Raw genomic sequence first — 16,902 nt, 5'->3', positions numbered from 1 at the left:
TTGAGCGGACGGGGGTACCGGCATGCCCGGCGGGCGCTCGGTCCCCGTCAAAGCGGATACGAATACCCCTGCTGGATCGCGCGCTCGTAGGTACAGACCTCGATCGCGTCGCGGCGGCTGTCCAGGTAGTCCAGCAGACCCGTGAACTTCGCGAACTGCGCCGCGTTGCCCGCCGGGATCACGTGGAAGACGAAGATGGCCAGCCCCCGGCTGGCCGCCGCATAGCTCGCGAAGTTGATCAAGTCGGCGCCGGTGTTGACGTTCAGGTCGATGCCCAACGCCGTCACGTAGTTCGGATCGGCGATCGGGAAGGTCTCCGGCAGCACGGCCTTGGCGGTGATGGAGCCGCTGGCACCGACGTTGAACCCGCGCATCCCCATCGGAAAGTTGGTCCTGCGCGCCGCCTTCCAGTCCAGCGCGTTGGGCGAGTTGTTGGAGAAGTAGGAGCCCATCCCTCCCCCGTTGAGCCCCAGCGCCACCCACAAGGCGCGTTGCGACGCCATCTCGGACATCGCCTGGCTGCCGCCGAACGAGGGGTTCTCCGTCGACCAGGCCTGGGACGCGACCTGCCAGCCGTGCAGCCGGCAGAGCTTCTGCATCTGCGCGACGCTCATCTGGAACTGGTCCGGACCCGCGCGCAGCATCGCGGCGACCGCGCCCGGGAACAGCGAGCCCGGGAAGCCACGCCTGGCCATCTCGAACGAGGCGTCGGTCCAGGTGTCGGCCCGGCAGTCGTCGAAGGCGATCACCGCGGCGGCACGGCCCAGCTGTTTGGGACAGATGAACAGCCCGCCCAGCGCGATCTGCGTGCTGACGGTGACACCGCCGAGTCGCGCGCCCGCATGCGTGATCGCCGTGATGTCGCTCAGCTGGGCGGCGCCCACGGCCACGAAGTCCTCGATCGCAAATCCCAGCACCTGCCATTCGAGCGTGGCGTTCCAGTTCACACGCGTGCATTGCAGGTAGTTCCCGCCGCTCGCGTTGACCGTCCCGCCGGTGTAGAGACGCACGCCCGCCGTGATGCTGCCCGGGCCGGACGCGCCGCCCGGCAGCACCTTGAAGGCGAGGTAGACGTTGCAGCCCGTCAGGTTGAGCGCGGTCAGCGGCACCGCGCTCGGGATCGCCGTGACGGCGCCGCCCGAGCCCAGGGTGATGAGCGGGCTCGTGCCCATGTTGGCCGGATAGGCGCTGGCCGCGGTGTTGCCGATGTAGGGATCGGCGGTGTCGTTGGTCTTGGTCGCGCCGCCGGTCAGCGCGGTCACCGCGGCGGCGGCTGTCGTGAAGAGCCCGAGGTTGCGCTTCTTCGGCCAGAACGTCGGCGGCGGCGCGGACGGACCGGAGATCAACGGCATCTCGAAGGCGCCGGCCACGACGTTCGGCGGCGTCAGCAGTGTTCCGGTCGACACCTCGGACTCGAGCGCGTTGGCGGTCGGCGCGGAGAGCGGCATCAACGCGCGCTGCTGCACGCCCACGACCTGACCGAAATCATCGACGACCCATTGCAGTTGGCGATGGGTGTCGTCGGCCATGGTTCAGCGTCTCGCCACGTCCAGCGGCACCGCCGCGGTCTCGACGAAGATCGACGGCCGGAAGCCCTCGGTGTGACCGCTCGCGGCCTTGCCCGAATCCGAGGCCAGCACCTCGATCGCGAAGGCCGACATCGGCTTCGCGAACAGGAAGCCCTGCAGCTCGTCGCAGCCCATCGCGACCAGCTGGTCGCGTTGCGCCGGCGTCTCCACGCCCTCGGCCACGACTTTCAGGTGCAGCACCCGTGCCATCTCGATGACGGCGCGCACGATGGCCTGCGCCTCGACGCTGGTCGCCACGTCGGCGACGAAGCTGCTGTCGATCTTGAGCTCCTGCGCCGGCAACTGGCGCAGCGCGGCCAGGCTCGAGTACCCCGTGCCGAAGTCGTCGATGGACACATGCACGCCCAGCGCGCCCAGCCGCTTGAACGCGCGCCCGGTGACGGTGGCGTGTTCCATCGCGACGGATTCGGTGATCTCGCAGGTGAAGCGCTCGGGCCGCAGACGGTGCTTCTTGAGGCCCTTCTCGAGCCGGAGGATGAAGTCGTCCGAGCGCATCTGGTAACCCGACACGTTGATCGCCACGCGCATCCGCAGGCCCATCTCGCGCCAGCGCGCGGCCTGGGTCAGCGCGGTATCGGCGACCCAGTCGCCGATCGCGTCGATCACGCCGTAGCGCTCGGCGATCGGGATGAAGCGCGACGGGCTCACCATGCCCAGCGTCGGATGCCGCCAGCGCAGCAGCGCCTCCACCGCGGTGACCTGCATCGTCTTCGCGTCCATCTTCGGCTGATAGACCAGCTCGAGTTCCTTGTTCTTGATCGACTCGCGCAGCTCGCGCGCCATCGTCAACTCCTCGCGGAGTTCCTCTTCCTGCACCGCGTCGAAGAACGCATGGCCATTGCCCCCGAGGCGTTTCACCGAGCGCATCGCCGTCTGCGCGCGCCGGATCAGCCGGATCGAGCTGCCGTGCTCGGGCGACATCGCCACGCCCACCGACAGTCCCGTGCGCAGCGGCGTCGTGCCGATCACCACGGGTTGGCCCAGGCTTTCGAGCACCTGGCGCACCAGTGCATCGGTCTGCGACGGTGACACCTCGCTCCAGAGGGCGAACTCATCCCCCGCGAGCCGTCCGACCAGGGCCCTCTTGCCGCCGATCTGCCGCAGGCGCTCGGCGGTGCGGACCAGCAGGTGGTCGCCGAACTCCTTCCCGTGCTCGTCGTTGACGAGGCGGAAGCCGTCCAGTCCGATGTACAGCAGGCAGCCCTGCCCTTCGCGGCGTTGGAGGCCCTCGAGCATCGCGGCGAACTCATCCTCGAAGCGGCGCGCCAGCAGCAGGCCCGTGAGGCGGTCCCGCTGGCGCCGGCGACGGGCACGACCGAGCCGGCCCTGGACCGCCATCAGCAGGGCCAAGGTCAGCGCGACGCCCAGCAGGACGCCCAGGAGAACCCACATCAGCGTCAACAACGGCTCCGGAATCGGCGGGGGAAGTACGCATGCTAGGCGCTGAATGCGCTTCCGTGCGATCTCAGCACCGGAATGCGGGGGCAGGTCTGACCAGCGGCGACCGGAGGGCGTGACGAACTCGGCGGGGGCCGGGCCTTGCGCGCGAGAGGGGCCGGCGCGGCGCGGCGTTCGCGCGACACCCCACCCGCAGGGGCGATAGGCGCGATGGGCAAGCACCGATAGGTGGAAACCCCATGCGCACGGACCTGTCAGCACGATGTCAGGCAGAGACAATGCGCGCTGTTTTTTTGTTTCAAAACAGCGCCTTTTTCCTGTTCTCCTGGTCACGAGCCGGGAGGCGGGCGGGGCAACGGGAACGAACCCGGAAAGATCGAGCACAGCATGGCGCTACAGCATTTGACCGACGAGCAGGTGCAGACCTGGTCGCGCGCGCAGAAGGACGAGTGGTGGTTCAAGAACGTCTTTCGCGGCGACATGGCGCAGCTCTCGCTGCGCTCCGGCTTCACCGGCTTCATGCTGGGCGGCATCCTGGCGGCGACCTCGCTGTACATCGGCGGCAAGACCGGCATCAGCGTCGGCGTGGGGCTGACCTCGGTGATCCTGGCCTTCGCGATGTTCCGCATCTTCGCGACGCTGGGCTGGGCCTCGGACTACACGATCCTCGAGAACAACTGCACCCAGTCGATCGCGACGGCCGCGGGCTACGTGGTGTCGCCGCTGTTCTCGTCGCTGGCGGCGTACATGCTGGTGGTGGACCACATCGTGCCGTGGTGGCAGATGATGGTCTGGATGGTCGTGATCGCGATCCTGGGCGTGCTGGTGGCCTTCCCGATGAAGCGGCGCTTCATCAACGAGGACCAGCTCCCCTTCCCTGAAGGCCGCGCCTGCGGCGTGGTGCTGGACTCGCTGTACACCGGCGAGGGCGGCGAAGGCATGTACAAGGCCAAGCTGCTGGCCAAGGTCGCCGGCGGCGCCGCGCTGTACCAGGCCGTGGTGAGCGACGGCTGGATGAAGCTGCTGCAGTTCAAGATCCTGCGCATGGACCAGTGGGCCGGCATGACCGAACCCTGGACCTTCCACGAGCGACTGGACCAGTACTACTACGGCCTGGCGGCCAAGGCCGAGATCTGGATCCCGAAGATCCTGGGCACCGACATCCGCGCGCTGGGCCTGCGCCTGACGCTGGACGCGGCGATGCTGGGCGTGGGCGGCCTGATGGGCATCGCGGTGGCGACGAGCTGCCTGCTGGGCGCCTTCGTCAACTTCGTGGTGTTGGCCCCGATCATGATCCAGGCCGGCGACATCGTGCAGCGCGTGGGCCCGACGGGCGCGCTGATCCCGATCTCGCGCGTGGAGATCGTCAACCAGTGGTCGATGTGGTGGGGCGTGGCGATGATGGTCGCGGGCTCGCTGACGACGCTGCTGGCCAAGCCCGACCTGTTCCTGGCGGTGTTCAAGGTCTTCAAGAAGAAGCCCGCGGGCCAGAGCGAAGGCAGCGACCTGCTGAACCACATCGAGGTGCCGCTGTGGATCTCGTATGTCGGCGTGCCGGTCTTCGGCGTGCTGGCGGCGTGGACCTCGCACGCGTTCTTCGGCGTGCCCTTCCTGATGGCGCTGATCTCGCTGCCGCTGATCTTCGTGCTGACGGTGATCTGCACGAACTCGATGGCGCTGACCTCGTGGACGCCCACGGGCGCGCTGTCCAAGATCACGCAGTTCACGATGGGCGCGATCGACCGCTCCAACCCGGCGTCCAACCTGGTGCCGGCGGGGATGACCGCCGAGATCGCGTCGAACGCGGCCAACCTGCTGAGCGACATCAAGCCGGGCTACATGCTGGGCGGCAAGCCGCGCCACCAGGCGATCGGTCACATCATCGGCGTGGTGGCGGGCGTGCTGTTCTGCGTGCCGCTGTTCTTCCTGCTGTTCGTGCCGAAGAACGCCGAGGGCGTGCGCACGACGGCGACGATCATCTCGGACCAGTTCTCGATGCCGGCCGCGGTGCAATGGCGCGGCGTGGCGGAGATCATCGCCAACGGCCTGCACAGCCTGCCGGCGTCGGCGCTGATCACGATGGCGATCGCGGCGATCTGCGCGGTGGTGATCGAGGTGATCAAGATGGCGACCAAGGGCAAGTTCCCGCTGTCGTCGGTGGCGATCGGCCTGGGCGTGGTGCTGCCGCCGGAGTCGACCTTCGCGATGTGGGTCGGCGCCATGATGTTCTTCGTCATGGGCAAGCTCTACAAGACGCCGGGCACCAAGGGCTGGAAGCGCTGGGTCGACGGCTGCGAGCCGATCTGCGCGGGCCTGATCTCGGGCGCGGCGCTGATGGGCATCGGCAACGCGATCGTCAACGTGCTGATCTGAGTTTGAGCTTATCGACAGTCGATCGGACAAAGATCGATATCGAACCATTCCACGGGCGCCGGTAACGGCGCATCGCATGGCACAATTCGGGCCCTTCGGCAGGCGTGGGAACGCTTTCCGAAGGGCCCGAAGTCATTTCTGGACGCGGGCCGTCGGTCTACCGATTTCAGTCTGCCCGTAGCTCAACTGGATAGAGCAGCTGCCTTCTAAGCAGCAGGTCGGGGGTTCGAGTCCCTCCGGGCAGGCCATGCAGATCAAGCACTTACGTCGCCCGGAATCATCCGCCGAGGCCAAAAAGTTTGACAGCGTCTAACTCGGCGCGCTCGCGCTCAGCTCCTGCTGGCAGGCTCGCAGCCGGTCGCTGACGGCGTCGGCGTCCCTGGCAACCGCGACAAGATCCTCTCGATCCTCTCGACGAAGCACCCAGACGGCGGGGCCGGGACCAGCATCTCCGTTGGCGCAGGAGGCCGCTGAGGCTGGAGCGGTTGCGGCGAGCTGGCGCAGCCGGCCAGCAGCATCAGTTGCAGCGCGCTCGCTGCGCAGGCGATCCTGGGTGAGTGCATCGCTGATCCTCGTCATGTTGCGGGCCGCCAGGCGCTCGGCCTCTCGGTTTGCCTCGGACTGCTGCAGCTGGGTCTGCAGCGCGTCGCGCGCAGCCTTTCTGACCGCCATGCCCCAGCCGGTGGCGAACGCCGCCAGCAGCGCCAGCAGCAGCGCCAGGATGCGGGCCGGCAGGCTCACGCCTCGTTCCTTGAGCTGGCCTCGGCCGTCGCGTAGATCGGAATGGCCGAAGGCGGAAGCTCGTTCGAGTCGGCCGGCCAGCGGTAGCCCGACACGCGCTCCTTGTCGAACGGCGAGATCTTGACGGCGTCGCCTTGGTTGCCGCCGAGGACCAGGATGCGGTTCACGCGATCGACGCCCACGACGATCCCCACGTGGCCGCCGCCGACACGCTCGAAGACGACGACGCTGCCGACGGTCGGGAAGCGCTGCGACACGCCCCAGTCCAGCCACGCCTTGGCCCGGTACCAATCCTTCGGGATGGCCACGCCGGAGCTGCTCATCCAGTAGGCCATCGCGCCGCCGCACCACGGCTGGCCCTTGAGCCACGACGCCTTGAAGCGGTCCAGGATCTGCCGGATGAACGGCGAATCGTTGGGGCCGAGCGTCTCGCGCTCGCCGATGTTCGCGCGCGCGGCGCGCAGCCAAGAGGGTTCGGTCATCGTTTCGGTCCTCGTGAAGCCAGCGAGTCCAGCTCGCCGAAGTCGGTCTTGCGTCGACCGGGGTGATGCAGAGGGGCGGCGCGGTGCCGGTAGACGGCCCAGCCGATCCAAGCGGCGCAGCCGATCAGCACGACGACGTGGGCCGGGTGCAGGTACCCGGTGACGGCCACGGCCATCGACCAGGCGCCGCCGGCGCCCAGCAAGAGCGCCACCGCACTGCGGATGGAGATCTCGAAGCGATGCCCGCCTTCGAGGATGCGCAGCGCCGTCAGCACCAGCACCAGCGCGCAGATGAATCCGATCAGGTCAAGGAGCCACATCGGGCACCTCCTTCGTCAGGTATCTCCCAACGGCCAACCTGTATGCGGGTGGTCCGACCTTGTGGATGAGCGCCGCGACGGTGAAGGCCAGCACCCACCGCGGCGCCTTGGCGACGTAGGCAACGATCGGCACCTCTGACATGGCTGCGATGCCGGCGGAGGCTGCGATGCCGGACAGGACGCTCACGCAGATCATCCCGATCGCGCGCCACACCCAGGCCCAGGACAAAGGCTCGCCCTTCTGCCGGTCGAGCCAGACCGCGACGAGCGCGCCCATCACAGCCCAGAGGATCACGTCCTGCGGCGGCATGCCCGCAGCGATCGCTGCCGACGTGGCGCCCGAGGCTACGGCCGCCGCCGGCGAGGTGGTGAGTTCGGCCATCGTGCGGACCTCATTCCCCATGATCGACGGGCTGTTCGGCGACCTCGGGCGGGACCTCCGAGATCGTCAGCCGGTTCATGGCGTGGACGAAGAACTCGGCCGACTCGCCCCTGCGAAGTCGCACATCCGGATGACCGCGCCCCTGCGTGATCAGGAGCTCGTCACTGCTGGCGGGGTCGTCGTGGGTGATGGTCACCTTGGTGGTCATTCGTGGCTCCAGTGGGATGGGCGGTCAGACGATCGTGACCTTGAAGTGGCGGTAGGTGGACGTCGATACGCTCACCACCAGCTGCAGGTTCTGGTGGGAGGTCAGCGTCACGACGCCGGAGACGAGGCCCGTCACGGTGATCCGGATCGTCTGCGAGCCGATGCTCGCGACGCGCTGGAACTGCTCCGAGGCGGCGACGATGCCGGCGATGCGGAAGTACATGTCGCCGGCGGGCGAGTTGTTCACCGTGGCCAGGTCGACATAGAACTCAACGACAGCCAGCCGCGGCTTGCTCAGGCGCGTGTTGACGCTGGCGATGGTGTTGCCCGCGTTGTAGGTGCCGTCGGCGATCGTCGTGCTGAAGACGCGGCCCTGGGTCTGCTGGTCGCCGCGCACGACCACATCCGAGTAGGTGCCGGTGACGATGATTTCCGAGCCCGGCGGCAGCGAGTCCTGGACGGGGAAGTCGTTGTTGTCGACGTCCAGGTCGTTGCAGGCATCGACGATGAAGTAGCCGTTCTGCACGATGTTCATCGCGCGCTGGTTGCCCAGGATCCGGTTGCCCTTGATCTGGCCGTGGGTGAGGTTGGTGAAGCGGCAAACCGGGTTGGTGATGTTGTACTTGCCGCCGCCGTCGTCGGTGCCGATCACCTTGATCAGGTTGTCGTTGAACTGGAAGCCCTGCGAGAAGTTGCTGGCCTTGATGTTGTTCAGGTCGACGTAGATCGTGAGGATGTTCCCGACGATGCGGATGCTCTGGTTCACCGAGCCGTCGGCCACCACCTCGATGCCGTTGCCCAGCATCACGCAGCCCTCGATGACGAAGGCCTCGAGGACCGCGTTGATCGCGCCCTTCGTGTGCTGGACGTCGATCAGCTTGTCGAGGTATCCGGTGGCCGTGCCGTACTTCTGCGAGTTGGTGAACCAACAGTCCGCGGTGAAGGTGATGTCCTGGCCGGACTCCCAGTGCAGGCAGGCCTGGTTGGCGTTGTTGCCGGTGTTGTAGGCCAGGTCGAAGGTGCAGCCGTTGAACTTCAGCCCTTCCACCAGCAGCGCGCCGGTGACCTGCTCCACGCAGCGCTGGCGCGCGAAGATCGTCAGGTTGCGGAACTGGTTGGCCAGCACCGTCGTGCCGATGTGCAGCCCGATGATGGGCGTTGCCTCCTGGTCCGTGCCGATGAACCGGCCACTCTTGGCCAAGCCCATCTTGATGTCGCTGAAGACCGATTCGCACACGCCTTCGATGTCCATCCCGGTCTGGAAGCCCTCGAAGGTCAGCCGGGTGAAGGCGCAGTAGAAGACACCCACGGTCGCCACCGAACTGCGAGTCATGACCCCGGTGGTGACCACGGAGCTGCCCGGGCCGACCAGCGTCATGTTGTCCAGGCTGAATCCGCGCGAGCTGGTCGCAGAAAGCAGTGCGCCGGTCGTTCCGGTGTAGCGAATCCCAGAGCTGCGAGTGGCGCCGAAGATCAGACAGCCATCGGTTCCCGTCGGCATCGTCAACGTGACGGCGGTGCTGTAGAAATCGTTGAGCTGAACCGTGCGCCGCGCGCTGCACGCGTAGTTGATGGCGGCCTGCAGGGCCTGCGCATCCGTCGAACCCGTCGCGGTCCACCACTCCGGCTTCACGGGGTTGAGCCGATCGGCCCAGCCGATCGTGTTCACCGCGTAGTTCTTCGTGCCGTTGAAGCCGATCAGGCCGGCCCCGAGTAGCGCGCTCGACGTGTCCTTGAGATCGTTGATCTGCTGCTGCAGCTGGATCGCACTGCTGATCGTTGCCGCGCTGGCGCAGTAGTAGACGAGCTCACCGCGGCGCGACTTCACGCTGATGGAGTAGTCGCCATCGAGATAGACGTTCGCCGGCGTGCCGGCGCGAGCGATGTACCCGTTCATCGTGCGCAGCGGCTGGGCCGCCGGCTGCGTGCCCGCGGGATCCCAATAGACGGCTACCTGCGCCGTTTCCGGGTTGTCGTTGGCGGCTCCGAAATAGATCTTCCCGCCATCCAGAGGGTCGCCGCGAACGTCCAGGTAGAGCGGAAAAGGGGTAACGGTGGCGAGCATCGTCGTGTCCTCAGAAGGTGGTCGCGGCGGACCGCTCGGAAGGCTGTGCTCGTTGGCGGCGCTCGACGGCGGTGAGCGCGTCGGTGATTCGGCGCCTCAGCTTTGCGTCCTGGATGCGCTTGGAGACTTCCCGGGCGATGCTCACGACGGGCACCGGCAGCCCGGTCGCGCCGATCAGGCCAGCGTCTCCGAACGCGCTGAGCAGCGTCGCGGCAGTGTTGGAGTGGTTGATCGCCGACTCGGGCGGAACCGTGCGCGCGTACTGCGCCAGGTCGCGGATGTCTCGCAGCTGCTGCGCACCTTGCTTGCCGACGATGAAGTCCAGCTTGCCGTCGGCATCGAGCTCGCGGATCGTCTTGTCCAGCTTGGCCGCCGACACGACGCGGTTGCCGGATCCGTCCGTCGCGGTATTGCCGAACGCCTCGTCGCGGATGTGGCGCACGGTTTGACCCTGCAGCTCGCGCCAGGCCTGAGAGCCCGTCTCGCCGCCGCGCTGCAGCACGCGCCGGACATTGCGGATGTCGTCCAGGCTGCCCTGCAGCATGGTCTGTCCGAAGACATCCTCCAGAGCCACGCGGCGGTCGGACGTGCCCCGCTTGGTCTCCAGCAGCTTCGCGATGGCGCCGCGGTCCTCGAAGTTCTGCGAGAAGCGTCGGCGCGCCGCGCGCGCTTCGCGGTAGAGGTTGCCGCCCAGACCATCGGTCGATTCGTCGATCAGACCCTTGATGATCGTGGACTGCCGCACATTGGTGGGCTCGTAGTCGGTCGCTCGGCCGACGGCCTGGCGGAACGTCTCAGCGATCCTGAGCGGTACCGGCTGCGGCGTGAGCTGGCCGCCCTCCTCCACGGCCACGCCCAACTGGATCGCGCGGCGACGCGCCACATCCAGCAGGGGCGCCGTCGCGGCATCCGGCGCAGCGTCGTTGAGGTGGGCCACGACGCTGTCGAGCGAGACGGGAGCCTCGAGCTCGCCGGCGCGTTCGGCGTTCCGGTAGAGCGTACGGATCTGCGCCTTGTCGCGGCGCGACTGCTCGACCAAGGCCTTGTCCACCGCCTGGCCCACTGCGCGCAGCCCCGGAGCCTCTGCGCCGGTCTGGTCGACCCAGTTGTCGAAGTTGCGCAGGATCTGGTCGTTCTGCGCGACTTGGCGCGCGCGCAGCGGCGCACCTTGCTCGGGCAGCTTGGCCGTCTCGACTTCGAACTTGAGCTGTGCAGCGTCGCGCGTTGCCTGGCCTGTGGTCAGCGCGGAGTCGCCGGTGAAGCCGAGGTTCTCCGCCGTCGCGATGCGCTGGGCGGCAATGTCGGTACCGGCGGCACCCGCGCTGCCGAGCGTGCCCGGCGTCGGGGTCTGGCTGTCGCCGCCGCGGATCGCTGCGACGGCGCGGCGCGGCAGCGAGGTCGCCTTCTTCGCAGCGTCGGAGAGCGCGGTACCGGTTGCGCGTGCGGCCGTCGCGCCAGCGTCGATCGAGCGCGAGGTCAATCCGGCCGCGGCCTCGCCTGCTGCTGGACCAGCGACGCCAGCGATGTCTCGCGCGGTTCCCTCAGCGGCGGCGCGCGCGGTGGTGCGCAGCGGAGCGCCTGTACGCGCGGCCGCGCCCGGTACCGCGAGCGACTGCAGCACCGGAGCGGCGGGCACAAGCTGCTGCAACGCATCGCCGACGGACTGTGCCTGCTCCTGCCCCTGCTCCGTGCGCGGCGCATAGGTCAGCGCCTGCGCGCCGCCGGAGACGGCCTCCGACATGCGTCGCTGAGCCTCTGCCACGAGCGCGGGATCAGTCCCCGGCGCCTGGTAGGCGTCGCCGCTCACCAGCGCGGCCGCGCCCCCGCCGAGGGCGCCCCCGATGCTGCCCAGCAAGCCGCCGGTGGCGCCCGTGACGGAGCTGAGCGCGGCCTCGCCGGCGCCGACGATGCGGTCCAGCACGCTGGGCGCGGCCGCCTTCGCCGGCGCGACGCGCGCGGCCAGATGCGAGATCACGTCGGCATCGCTGTAGCCCGACTGCTTCGCGCCGGCCAGGTTGAAGCCCTGCGCCTTGGCCAGGTGGTCCGCGATCTCCGCGTCCGAGTAGCCGGCCTTGCGCGCGCCGTCGACGTCGAAGGCCATGACTCAGGTCCCCGCGTCGAAAGAGCTGAGCGGGGGGCGCCCGGCCGGAGGCGGCGCCGGCGGGCGGATGGACGCGCCAGGCTCAGCGGGCGCTGCGCCGGGCGCCAGCGCGGGACGGTAGCTCTTCGCCGCCTCGGCGGCCACGCGCTTGCTGACGCTGGTCCAGTCCTCACCCGCCTTCACCGGCACGCCGCCGGCGGAGAAGTCGCTGCCCGCGCGCCGCAACAGGCCCTTGTTGTTCGCCGCGAAGTCCGCCTTGGCGTTCTCCACTGCGGCGTTGATGTCGTTGAGCTTGGCCATCCCGGTCAAGAACGACTTCAGCGTGGCCGGGTTCGCGGTCGCCGGCGGGAATCCTTCGAGCGCGAGCGCCACGTCCTTGTCGGTCGACGGGCCGGGCGGCAGATATTCCTTCAGGCCGGAATTGCGCAGTCGTGCGTACTCCTGACGGAGTTGGGTCACCGCATCCTGGTTGCCGGTCTGCTTGGCAAGCCATTCGGACAAGCTGCCGTAGGCACCGCCCTTCTGGTCAATCTGGTCGATGCGGTTGGCCAAGTCATTGGCACGGTCGGCGGCCAGCTTGGCAGCTCCAGCTTCGACTGCCGACTTGTTCACCAGCGCACGACCATCCTGACCGATGTCCTGCAGCTTCTGTTGCTTGTCGAACAGGAACTTCTGCGTCTCCAGATCCAGCTTCTGGCGATCCAGTCCGAGCTGGCCGGAGCGGTTGCTGATCTGCGAGTTGACATCGCGGACCTGGGCCTTCGTCAGACCGAGCTGCGCCGCCTTCTGGTCCAGGCTCGCCTGGGCCTCGGGGCGCGCGAAGTCGGCAGTGACCGCGGCGGTCGTCGCCTCGCTGCCGGCCTTCGCCGCTTCTGCACCGGCCTTGGCCACGGCGGAGGGCTGCAGTTCCTGCGCGCGCTGCTCGCCGCCGAACTTGGCCAGCGCTTCCGCGGCGTCCTTGCCGTTGGGGTTCACCGCCAGCAGCGCCTGGTACTGGCCGAGCGCGAACTGCGGGTGATCGCGCACAAGCTGGGCCTGCGTGCGGAGCGCCTGCGATTCGGGCGTAGGTTGGCTGGCGTTGCCGCCACCGGCTTGCGCCTCGATCGACTCCGCGCGCTTCGTGAGCTCGTCGGCGACCAGGTCGGCACGGTTGTTCTTGAGCGCCGCCCCCCAGCGCACCATGTCGCCGGCGGCGGCCTGCTGCTGCGCCGCGCTCTTCGTCGTCCACGCCTTCTGCAGCTGCTCCGAGAACTGGGGCAGCTGCGTCATGACGGAGGCGTAGTCGTCCGCCGTGGCGCTCTGCTTGGCAGCCAGGCCGGCGAGGAGTTGCTGCTGGCGCTGCTGCTGTGCAAGCGCGGCCTCCTGCTGCTGGCGCTGGATCTGCCGGTCCTGGATGGCCTGACCTGCCTGGTAGCCCTGCAGGGCGGCCTGGAACGGGCTCTGCACGTCCAGCGAGTAGTCGATGGGTCCGAGTGCCATGTCAGAACTTCCCGCCGATCAGGCCGGCCGCGTTGACGAAGGAGTTGGCGAGGCCCGAGGTCGCCTTGCCTTGGCTCAGGTACGCGCCCGCCTGCGCAGCGCCCTGCTGTTGGAGGAGCTGCGCGATCGAGTTGCCGGTCTGCATGCCTGCGTTGCCGGTCATGGCAGCGGCGTTCTGACCCACGCTGGTCAGGCCGCCGAGGCGCGAGTACTGGTCGTTGATGGTCTGCGCCAGCAGCGCCGGGCTGAACTGCGCCAGCGCGGCCTGCGTGTTGCCGCCACGCAGGCCGCCGGTGGCAGATGCGTTCTGCAGGATCGAGTTCTCGCCTTGCTGCAGCTGCGCCTGGAACGCGGGCGAGTTTTGTAGCGCCGTGATGGCGGACTGCTGCGCAGCGTTGCCGTTCAGGCCGACCAGGTTCTGCTGCGCCGTCAGCGCCCCGGTGCCCGCCTGCGCGTATGGCGCCAGCAGCTTCTGGATCGCATCGAACTGGCGCTGCTGCTCGGCTATGCCGGCTTCCGATGCCGCGGACTGGGCGTCGGCGGCCTTGTTTCCTGCCTTGCGCTGAGCGTCCGAGGAGACGATGCCACCGACCAAGGTGGCGCCGGCCACGGCGACGACGCCCCAGCTCATGCGAGCACCTCGACGACCTGCTGCTCGAGCTCGAACGATTCGGGCTCCGTGAGGTCCGCTTCCAGCTGTACCAGGTCTTGTTCGGCAGTGATGTGCAGGTTCGAGCACACGACGTCGGTGATGGCCACACCCACTCGCTTCATGCCAGCGCGGGCCACGAACTGCACCGGCGCCTGCAGGCGCTCGACGCCGTCCTCCGTCGCCACCTCGAGGATCCCCTCCGAGAGGAAAAACACGTGCTCGGTCTTGTGGACCCTCCCCACCAGCACGGTCCCGGCGGGGATCCGAATGGTGCGGACGTAGAAGCCCGGTCCGAAGGTGTGATCGAGTGGCAGCTCAGACTGCGGCAGCTGCGCCATGGCGTGCTGCAGGCGCTCGATCTGCGCGCGCGTGGGCGCCGCTGGGGTGGCCGCGACCGCGGCGGATTCTTGGACCGGAGCTGCTGCCAGCATCACTCGCTCCCTTGCGGGGTGGTGAGCTGCTGGCTGCTCTACGGTCTCAGCGGGCCGGCATTGCGCCGGTCGGGTGCGCGGATTGTAGGCGCGGGTGCGCGGATCAGGTCAACTCGCGACCGACGACGTCCAGCGCGATGGCGCTCGCGGCGCTGGAGGCGGCCCAGATGCTATCGCCCGGCTTGAGAAACTTGCCACGCAGCTCCGGCAGCAGGTCAGTGGCGCCGATCGCGATCGACTTCGCTTTCGCAACCAGGTTGTCCGCGGTGGCGGCTTCGCCTAAGGGCACTCGATACAGCGTGAGCGTTTGCGCGCCCGCGTTGTCGTTGGTGCCGGTCGCGGCATCGATCCAGGTCCCCTTCCCACCGGGCGGCGATGTGTAAAGGGCGGCGGCGGACGCGGGCGCGAATACGCCGGCGATCAGAACGGTAGCGGTGCTGCTCATCGGGGTGGTCCTTCTTCGAGGGCTGAGACGCGCTGCAGCGCCGCGTGCAGCTGGCCATCGATCGACGAAAGTGCTGCGGGGAGCGCATCGAGTCCAAGCTGGTCGATCAGCGCGGCGAGGCTATTCACAGCAGACTGGGCCGCGACGGCGGCGGCCTGAGCAGCTTCGGCGGCGAGTTGCGCTGCTTCGGCGGCGGCCTGAGCAGCCTCAGCAGCCTGTGCCGCAGCCTGCGTGGCCTCGGGCAGCGTGATGGAAACGTCCTGCCCGAGGTTCTCCATGAACTTGATGCCGCGCGGCGTGCCGGTGATCTTGACGATCTCATCTCGCGATAGCGCCTGAGTTCGGATGTCGGGCATGTCAGCCATACAGTGCCTCGATGTCGGCTTCCAGGCGCGCCAGCGACAGCCGAGCGTCGCTCGTGCCCCGGAAACGCTCCATCCGGTAGTTGCGCATCTTCCCGCAGCGGCGCCACTGGAGACGCTTGAGCCGGACGCCGCGCCCACCTGCCGAGATGGGTCGCTCCTGGCTCCAGGTCTCGCCATCGACGCTGTAGGAATGCCAGATCGTGGGGTCACCGGCGATGTCCAGATCGACCCCGGGCCTGCCTGGAGTGCCGATCAACTCCAGCGTGCGCACGATCGCGCCGCGGCCCTCGTTGAACAGGACCATCGTCCCGAACTCCCAGCCAACCTTCTGACCGTAGTGGCGCATCGTGTTCTGCACGAGGTAGCCGGTGGCTGTCGACGTCGGGTCGCCCACACACCAGCGGTCATAGCACCACACCAGGTTGCGAGCCCGATAGGTTGCCGGCCGGGCGCCCGGCGCTGCGCTGTCGCGCGTGGACCAGGCCGGCTCGCCGAGAGCCTGCGTCGCGGCCAGGTCGTAGACGAGCGTTCGGTCCGGCAGGTGGATCAGTAGCTCGTTGTGCCCCTTATCGACCTTGGACTCCACGACGGACGCTGCCAGCTCCTCCTCGGAGAATTCGAGCAGGATCCGATCGATTTCGGCCGTGGCAATCTTCTGCGTGCTGCCGGCGGTCATGAGGTACACCGACGGGGCCTCTTTCTTGCCGCTCCCCATGAACGCGACCGTCTCTGCAAAGGTCGTGAAGGTGTGAGTGCCGATCGCGCCGCGCAGGATCTGGGCGCCATCAATGCGTCGAAACGGGAAGTTGTCGCCGCCCACGTTCTGGAATACCTCGCCGGTGTAGCGGTTCATGGCGATGAGCTCGTTGCGCAGCTCAAGCACGCCCCTGATGGGGTCCGGGTCGGCCTCGCTTGAGCCGTACTTCAACGGATTGACCGACATCGGGTCGTTCAGCTCCGTGACGATGATGCTCGTGCCGTCGGTGCTGGCGTAGTAGCCGGCGATCCAGCAGCCATCGATCACGGTGCCCAGGTCCGCGTCGGTGACCTGCGAAAGCGTGGCGCCATTCCAGTAGTACTGCCGGCCGCCGGACCAGATCACAAGGCGGTCGAAGCCGTTGTCCATGGTGACCTGGCCGCCGATTCCCACGTCTCCAAGAACAGTGATAGCGCCGCCCGCGTCCTGGGACACCAACTTCGATCCCATCACGCGATAGAGCGTGTCGTTCCACCGCCAGCCTCCGCGGTCGACGCCCGGGCCGGCAGTCAGTGCGGCGATGCCATCGGCGGGCCGCAGGAAGCCGCTGCTGATCCCCGTCTGCTTGGGCACCGGGAGCAAGTTTCGCGGATAGCTGGTGCGGAAGTCCGCGACCGGATCTGCGTAGATGCCGTTGAGGATCGGGATCTGCATGAGATCAGCTCGAGCGCGCCACGGCGATGCAGCTGCAGGTCACGCCGGCGGCGGAGGCGCCGAAGATGTTGAAGATGCCGCCCAGCAGCAACGTGGCCAGGTTCTGGGGGATCGTCTGGGCGCGATAGGCCTTGATCACGCAGCCGATGACGTCGGGGCCGCTCATGGTCCAGGACTTCACCTTGAAGAGCAGCGGTTGGTTGTCCGCCGACTCGACGTAGGTGCAGCCGATACCGGGCGTCGCCGCGAAGCTGCGCGTGAAGACCACCGTGAACTCGCCGTTGGCGTCGGTGACGTGCGCGGTGACGCTCGTGAGCCGCGGGTGCTGATGATCGTCGCGCGAGGCGGTCGTGCCTGCACCTGCAAGGCCTGCTACCGCCTCCGGATCCGGAGCGGCGTTGGACAGCAGCATCGCCTGCAGCTGGGCAGGCGTCAGTTGGATGCCGAAGCCCGCATCCATC

17 protein-coding genes and 1 tRNA gene are annotated in these 16,902 nt (G+C 68.0%); 2 read left to right on the top strand and 16 right to left on the bottom strand.

Going from position 1 to position 16,902, the window contains the following annotated elements; translation table 11 throughout:
* Positions 1-47 precede the first annotated feature (47 nt).
* Both AC1VNM_RS04100 and AC1VNM_RS04095 read right to left on the bottom strand, forming a co-directional pair.
* The gene (locus AC1VNM_RS04100; protein WP_483105968.1) at positions 48-1,529 is read right to left on the bottom strand and encodes a hypothetical protein; all 1,482 of its coding nucleotides are present in this window, start codon (positions 1,527-1,529) and stop codon (positions 48-50) included.
* 3 nt (positions 1,530-1,532) lie between these two features.
* On the bottom strand, positions 1,533-2,981 hold the full coding sequence (locus AC1VNM_RS04095; RefSeq protein WP_483105967.1) for a putative bifunctional diguanylate cyclase/phosphodiesterase: 1,449 nt from the start codon (positions 2,979-2,981) through the stop codon (positions 1,533-1,535).
* Between the two features lie 393 nt (positions 2,982-3,374).
* On the opposite strand from AC1VNM_RS04095, the gene AC1VNM_RS04090 reads away from it, so the two are divergent.
* Together AC1VNM_RS04090 and AC1VNM_RS04085 are read left to right on the top strand one after the other, a co-directional pair.
* Positions 3,375-5,360: an OPT family oligopeptide transporter gene (locus AC1VNM_RS04090; protein ID WP_377155696.1), complete on the top strand. Its 1,986-nt coding sequence runs from the start codon at positions 3,375-3,377 to the stop codon at positions 5,358-5,360.
* Between the two features lie 171 nt (positions 5,361-5,531).
* Positions 5,532-5,608, top strand: a tRNA-Arg gene (locus AC1VNM_RS04085).
* A gap of 61 nt (positions 5,609-5,669) precedes the next feature.
* Here AC1VNM_RS04085 and AC1VNM_RS04080 read toward each other — a convergent pair.
* The 14 genes from AC1VNM_RS04080 to AC1VNM_RS04015 all read right to left on the bottom strand — a co-directional run bounded on the left by AC1VNM_RS04080 (position 5,670) and on the right by AC1VNM_RS04015 (position 16,901).
* A complete protein-coding gene (locus AC1VNM_RS04080) occupies positions 5,670-6,101 on the bottom strand; it encodes a hypothetical protein (RefSeq protein WP_483105966.1) in 432 nt (143 codons plus the stop codon).
* The gene (locus tag AC1VNM_RS04075; protein WP_483105965.1) at positions 6,098-6,583 is read right to left on the bottom strand and encodes a TIGR02594 family protein; all 486 of its coding nucleotides are present in this window, start codon (positions 6,581-6,583) and stop codon (positions 6,098-6,100) included. Before AC1VNM_RS04075 ends, AC1VNM_RS04080 begins: the two co-directional genes overlap by 4 nt.
* Entirely contained in the window at positions 6,580-6,903 is a 324-nt protein-coding gene (locus AC1VNM_RS04070; protein WP_483105964.1) for a hypothetical protein, read from the bottom strand. The genes AC1VNM_RS04075 and AC1VNM_RS04070 overlap by 4 nt, the downstream gene beginning before the upstream one ends.
* Positions 6,890-7,285 (bottom strand): hypothetical protein, encoded by a 396-nt coding sequence (locus tag AC1VNM_RS04065; protein ID WP_483105963.1) that lies wholly within the window; start codon positions 7,283-7,285, stop codon positions 6,890-6,892. The genes AC1VNM_RS04070 and AC1VNM_RS04065 overlap by 14 nt, the downstream gene beginning before the upstream one ends.
* 10 nt (positions 7,286-7,295) lie before the next feature.
* Complete coding sequence (locus AC1VNM_RS04060) at positions 7,296-7,493, bottom strand: hypothetical protein (RefSeq protein ID WP_483105962.1); 198 nt, start codon at positions 7,491-7,493, stop codon at positions 7,296-7,298.
* 24 nt (positions 7,494-7,517) lie between these two features.
* The gene (locus AC1VNM_RS04055) at positions 7,518-9,557 is read right to left on the bottom strand and encodes a hypothetical protein (RefSeq protein WP_483105961.1); all 2,040 of its coding nucleotides are present in this window, start codon (positions 9,555-9,557) and stop codon (positions 7,518-7,520) included.
* Between the two features lie 10 nt (positions 9,558-9,567).
* Complete coding sequence (locus tag AC1VNM_RS04050) at positions 9,568-11,658, bottom strand: hypothetical protein (RefSeq protein ID WP_483105960.1); 2,091 nt, start codon at positions 11,656-11,658, stop codon at positions 9,568-9,570.
* Positions 11,659-11,661: 3 nt separating this feature from the next.
* Positions 11,662-13,137: a hypothetical protein gene (locus AC1VNM_RS04045; protein WP_483105959.1), complete on the bottom strand. Its 1,476-nt coding sequence runs from the start codon at positions 13,135-13,137 to the stop codon at positions 11,662-11,664.
* A gap of 1 nt (position 13,138) precedes the next feature.
* Positions 13,139-13,768 (bottom strand): hypothetical protein, encoded by a 630-nt coding sequence (locus AC1VNM_RS04040; protein WP_483105958.1) that lies wholly within the window; start codon positions 13,766-13,768, stop codon positions 13,139-13,141.
* Positions 13,765-14,220: a hypothetical protein gene (locus AC1VNM_RS04035; RefSeq protein ID WP_483105957.1), complete on the bottom strand. Its 456-nt coding sequence runs from the start codon at positions 14,218-14,220 to the stop codon at positions 13,765-13,767. The genes AC1VNM_RS04040 and AC1VNM_RS04035 overlap by 4 nt, the downstream gene beginning before the upstream one ends.
* 103 nt (positions 14,221-14,323) lie before the next feature.
* Positions 14,324-14,665 carry a hypothetical protein gene (locus tag AC1VNM_RS04030; protein WP_483105956.1) on the bottom strand — a complete coding sequence of 114 codons (342 nt, stop codon included), beginning with the start codon at positions 14,663-14,665 and terminating at the stop codon, positions 14,324-14,326.
* Positions 14,662-15,030 (bottom strand): hypothetical protein, encoded by a 369-nt coding sequence (locus AC1VNM_RS04025; protein ID WP_483105955.1) that lies wholly within the window; start codon positions 15,028-15,030, stop codon positions 14,662-14,664. The genes AC1VNM_RS04030 and AC1VNM_RS04025 overlap by 4 nt, the downstream gene beginning before the upstream one ends.
* Positions 15,023-16,441: a packaged DNA stabilization protein gene (locus AC1VNM_RS04020; RefSeq protein WP_483105954.1), complete on the bottom strand. Its 1,419-nt coding sequence runs from the start codon at positions 16,439-16,441 to the stop codon at positions 15,023-15,025. Before AC1VNM_RS04020 ends, AC1VNM_RS04025 begins: the two co-directional genes overlap by 8 nt.
* A gap of 4 nt (positions 16,442-16,445) precedes the next feature.
* Positions 16,446-16,901: a hypothetical protein gene (locus AC1VNM_RS04015; protein WP_483105953.1), complete on the bottom strand. Its 456-nt coding sequence runs from the start codon at positions 16,899-16,901 to the stop codon at positions 16,446-16,448.
* Position 16,902 lies beyond the last annotated feature (1 nt).

The organism is Mitsuaria sp. MSU3D, from assembly GCF_056867975.1.
Note: the sequence above shows the minus strand (reverse complement) of the source record. Positions and strands in the feature narration are given on the sequence as shown.

Bases quoted from the DNA above. Each gene is read 5' to 3' on its own strand.
- AC1VNM_RS04075 (WP_483105965.1), bottom strand. From the start codon at position 6,583: ATGACCGAACCCTCTTGGCTGCGCGCCGCGCGCGCGAACATCGGCGAG.
- AC1VNM_RS04020 (WP_483105954.1), bottom strand. From the start codon at position 16,441: ATGCAGATCCCGATCCTCAACGGCATCTACGCAGATCCGGTCGCGGAC.
- AC1VNM_RS04035 (WP_483105957.1), bottom strand. From the start codon at position 14,220: ATGCTGGCAGCAGCTCCGGTCCAAGAATCCGCCGCGGTCGCGGCCACC.
- AC1VNM_RS04015 (WP_483105953.1), bottom strand. From the start codon at position 16,901: ATGGATGCGGGCTTCGGCATCCAACTGACGCCTGCCCAGCTGCAGGCG.
- AC1VNM_RS04070 (WP_483105964.1), bottom strand. From the start codon at position 6,903: ATGTGGCTCCTTGACCTGATCGGATTCATCTGCGCGCTGGTGCTGGTG.
- AC1VNM_RS04090 (WP_377155696.1), top strand. From the start codon at position 3,375: ATGGCGCTACAGCATTTGACCGACGAGCAGGTGCAGACCTGGTCGCGC.
- AC1VNM_RS04050 (WP_483105960.1), bottom strand. From the start codon at position 11,658: ATGGCCTTCGACGTCGACGGCGCGCGCAAGGCCGGCTACTCGGACGCG.
- AC1VNM_RS04095 (WP_483105967.1), bottom strand. From the start codon at position 2,981: ATGTGGGTTCTCCTGGGCGTCCTGCTGGGCGTCGCGCTGACCTTGGCC.
- AC1VNM_RS04030 (WP_483105956.1), bottom strand. From the start codon at position 14,665: ATGAGCAGCACCGCTACCGTTCTGATCGCCGGCGTATTCGCGCCCGCG.
- AC1VNM_RS04100 (WP_483105968.1), bottom strand. From the start codon at position 1,529: ATGGCCGACGACACCCATCGCCAACTGCAATGGGTCGTCGATGATTTC.
- AC1VNM_RS04055 (WP_483105961.1), bottom strand. From the start codon at position 9,557: ATGCTCGCCACCGTTACCCCTTTTCCGCTCTACCTGGACGTTCGCGGC.
- AC1VNM_RS04040 (WP_483105958.1), bottom strand. From the start codon at position 13,768: ATGAGCTGGGGCGTCGTCGCCGTGGCCGGCGCCACCTTGGTCGGTGGC.
- AC1VNM_RS04060 (WP_483105962.1), bottom strand. From the start codon at position 7,493: ATGACCACCAAGGTGACCATCACCCACGACGACCCCGCCAGCAGTGAC.
- AC1VNM_RS04065 (WP_483105963.1), bottom strand. From the start codon at position 7,285: ATGGCCGAACTCACCACCTCGCCGGCGGCGGCCGTAGCCTCGGGCGCC.
- AC1VNM_RS04025 (WP_483105955.1), bottom strand. From the start codon at position 15,030: ATGGCTGACATGCCCGACATCCGAACTCAGGCGCTATCGCGAGATGAG.
- AC1VNM_RS04045 (WP_483105959.1), bottom strand. From the start codon at position 13,137: ATGGCACTCGGACCCATCGACTACTCGCTGGACGTGCAGAGCCCGTTC.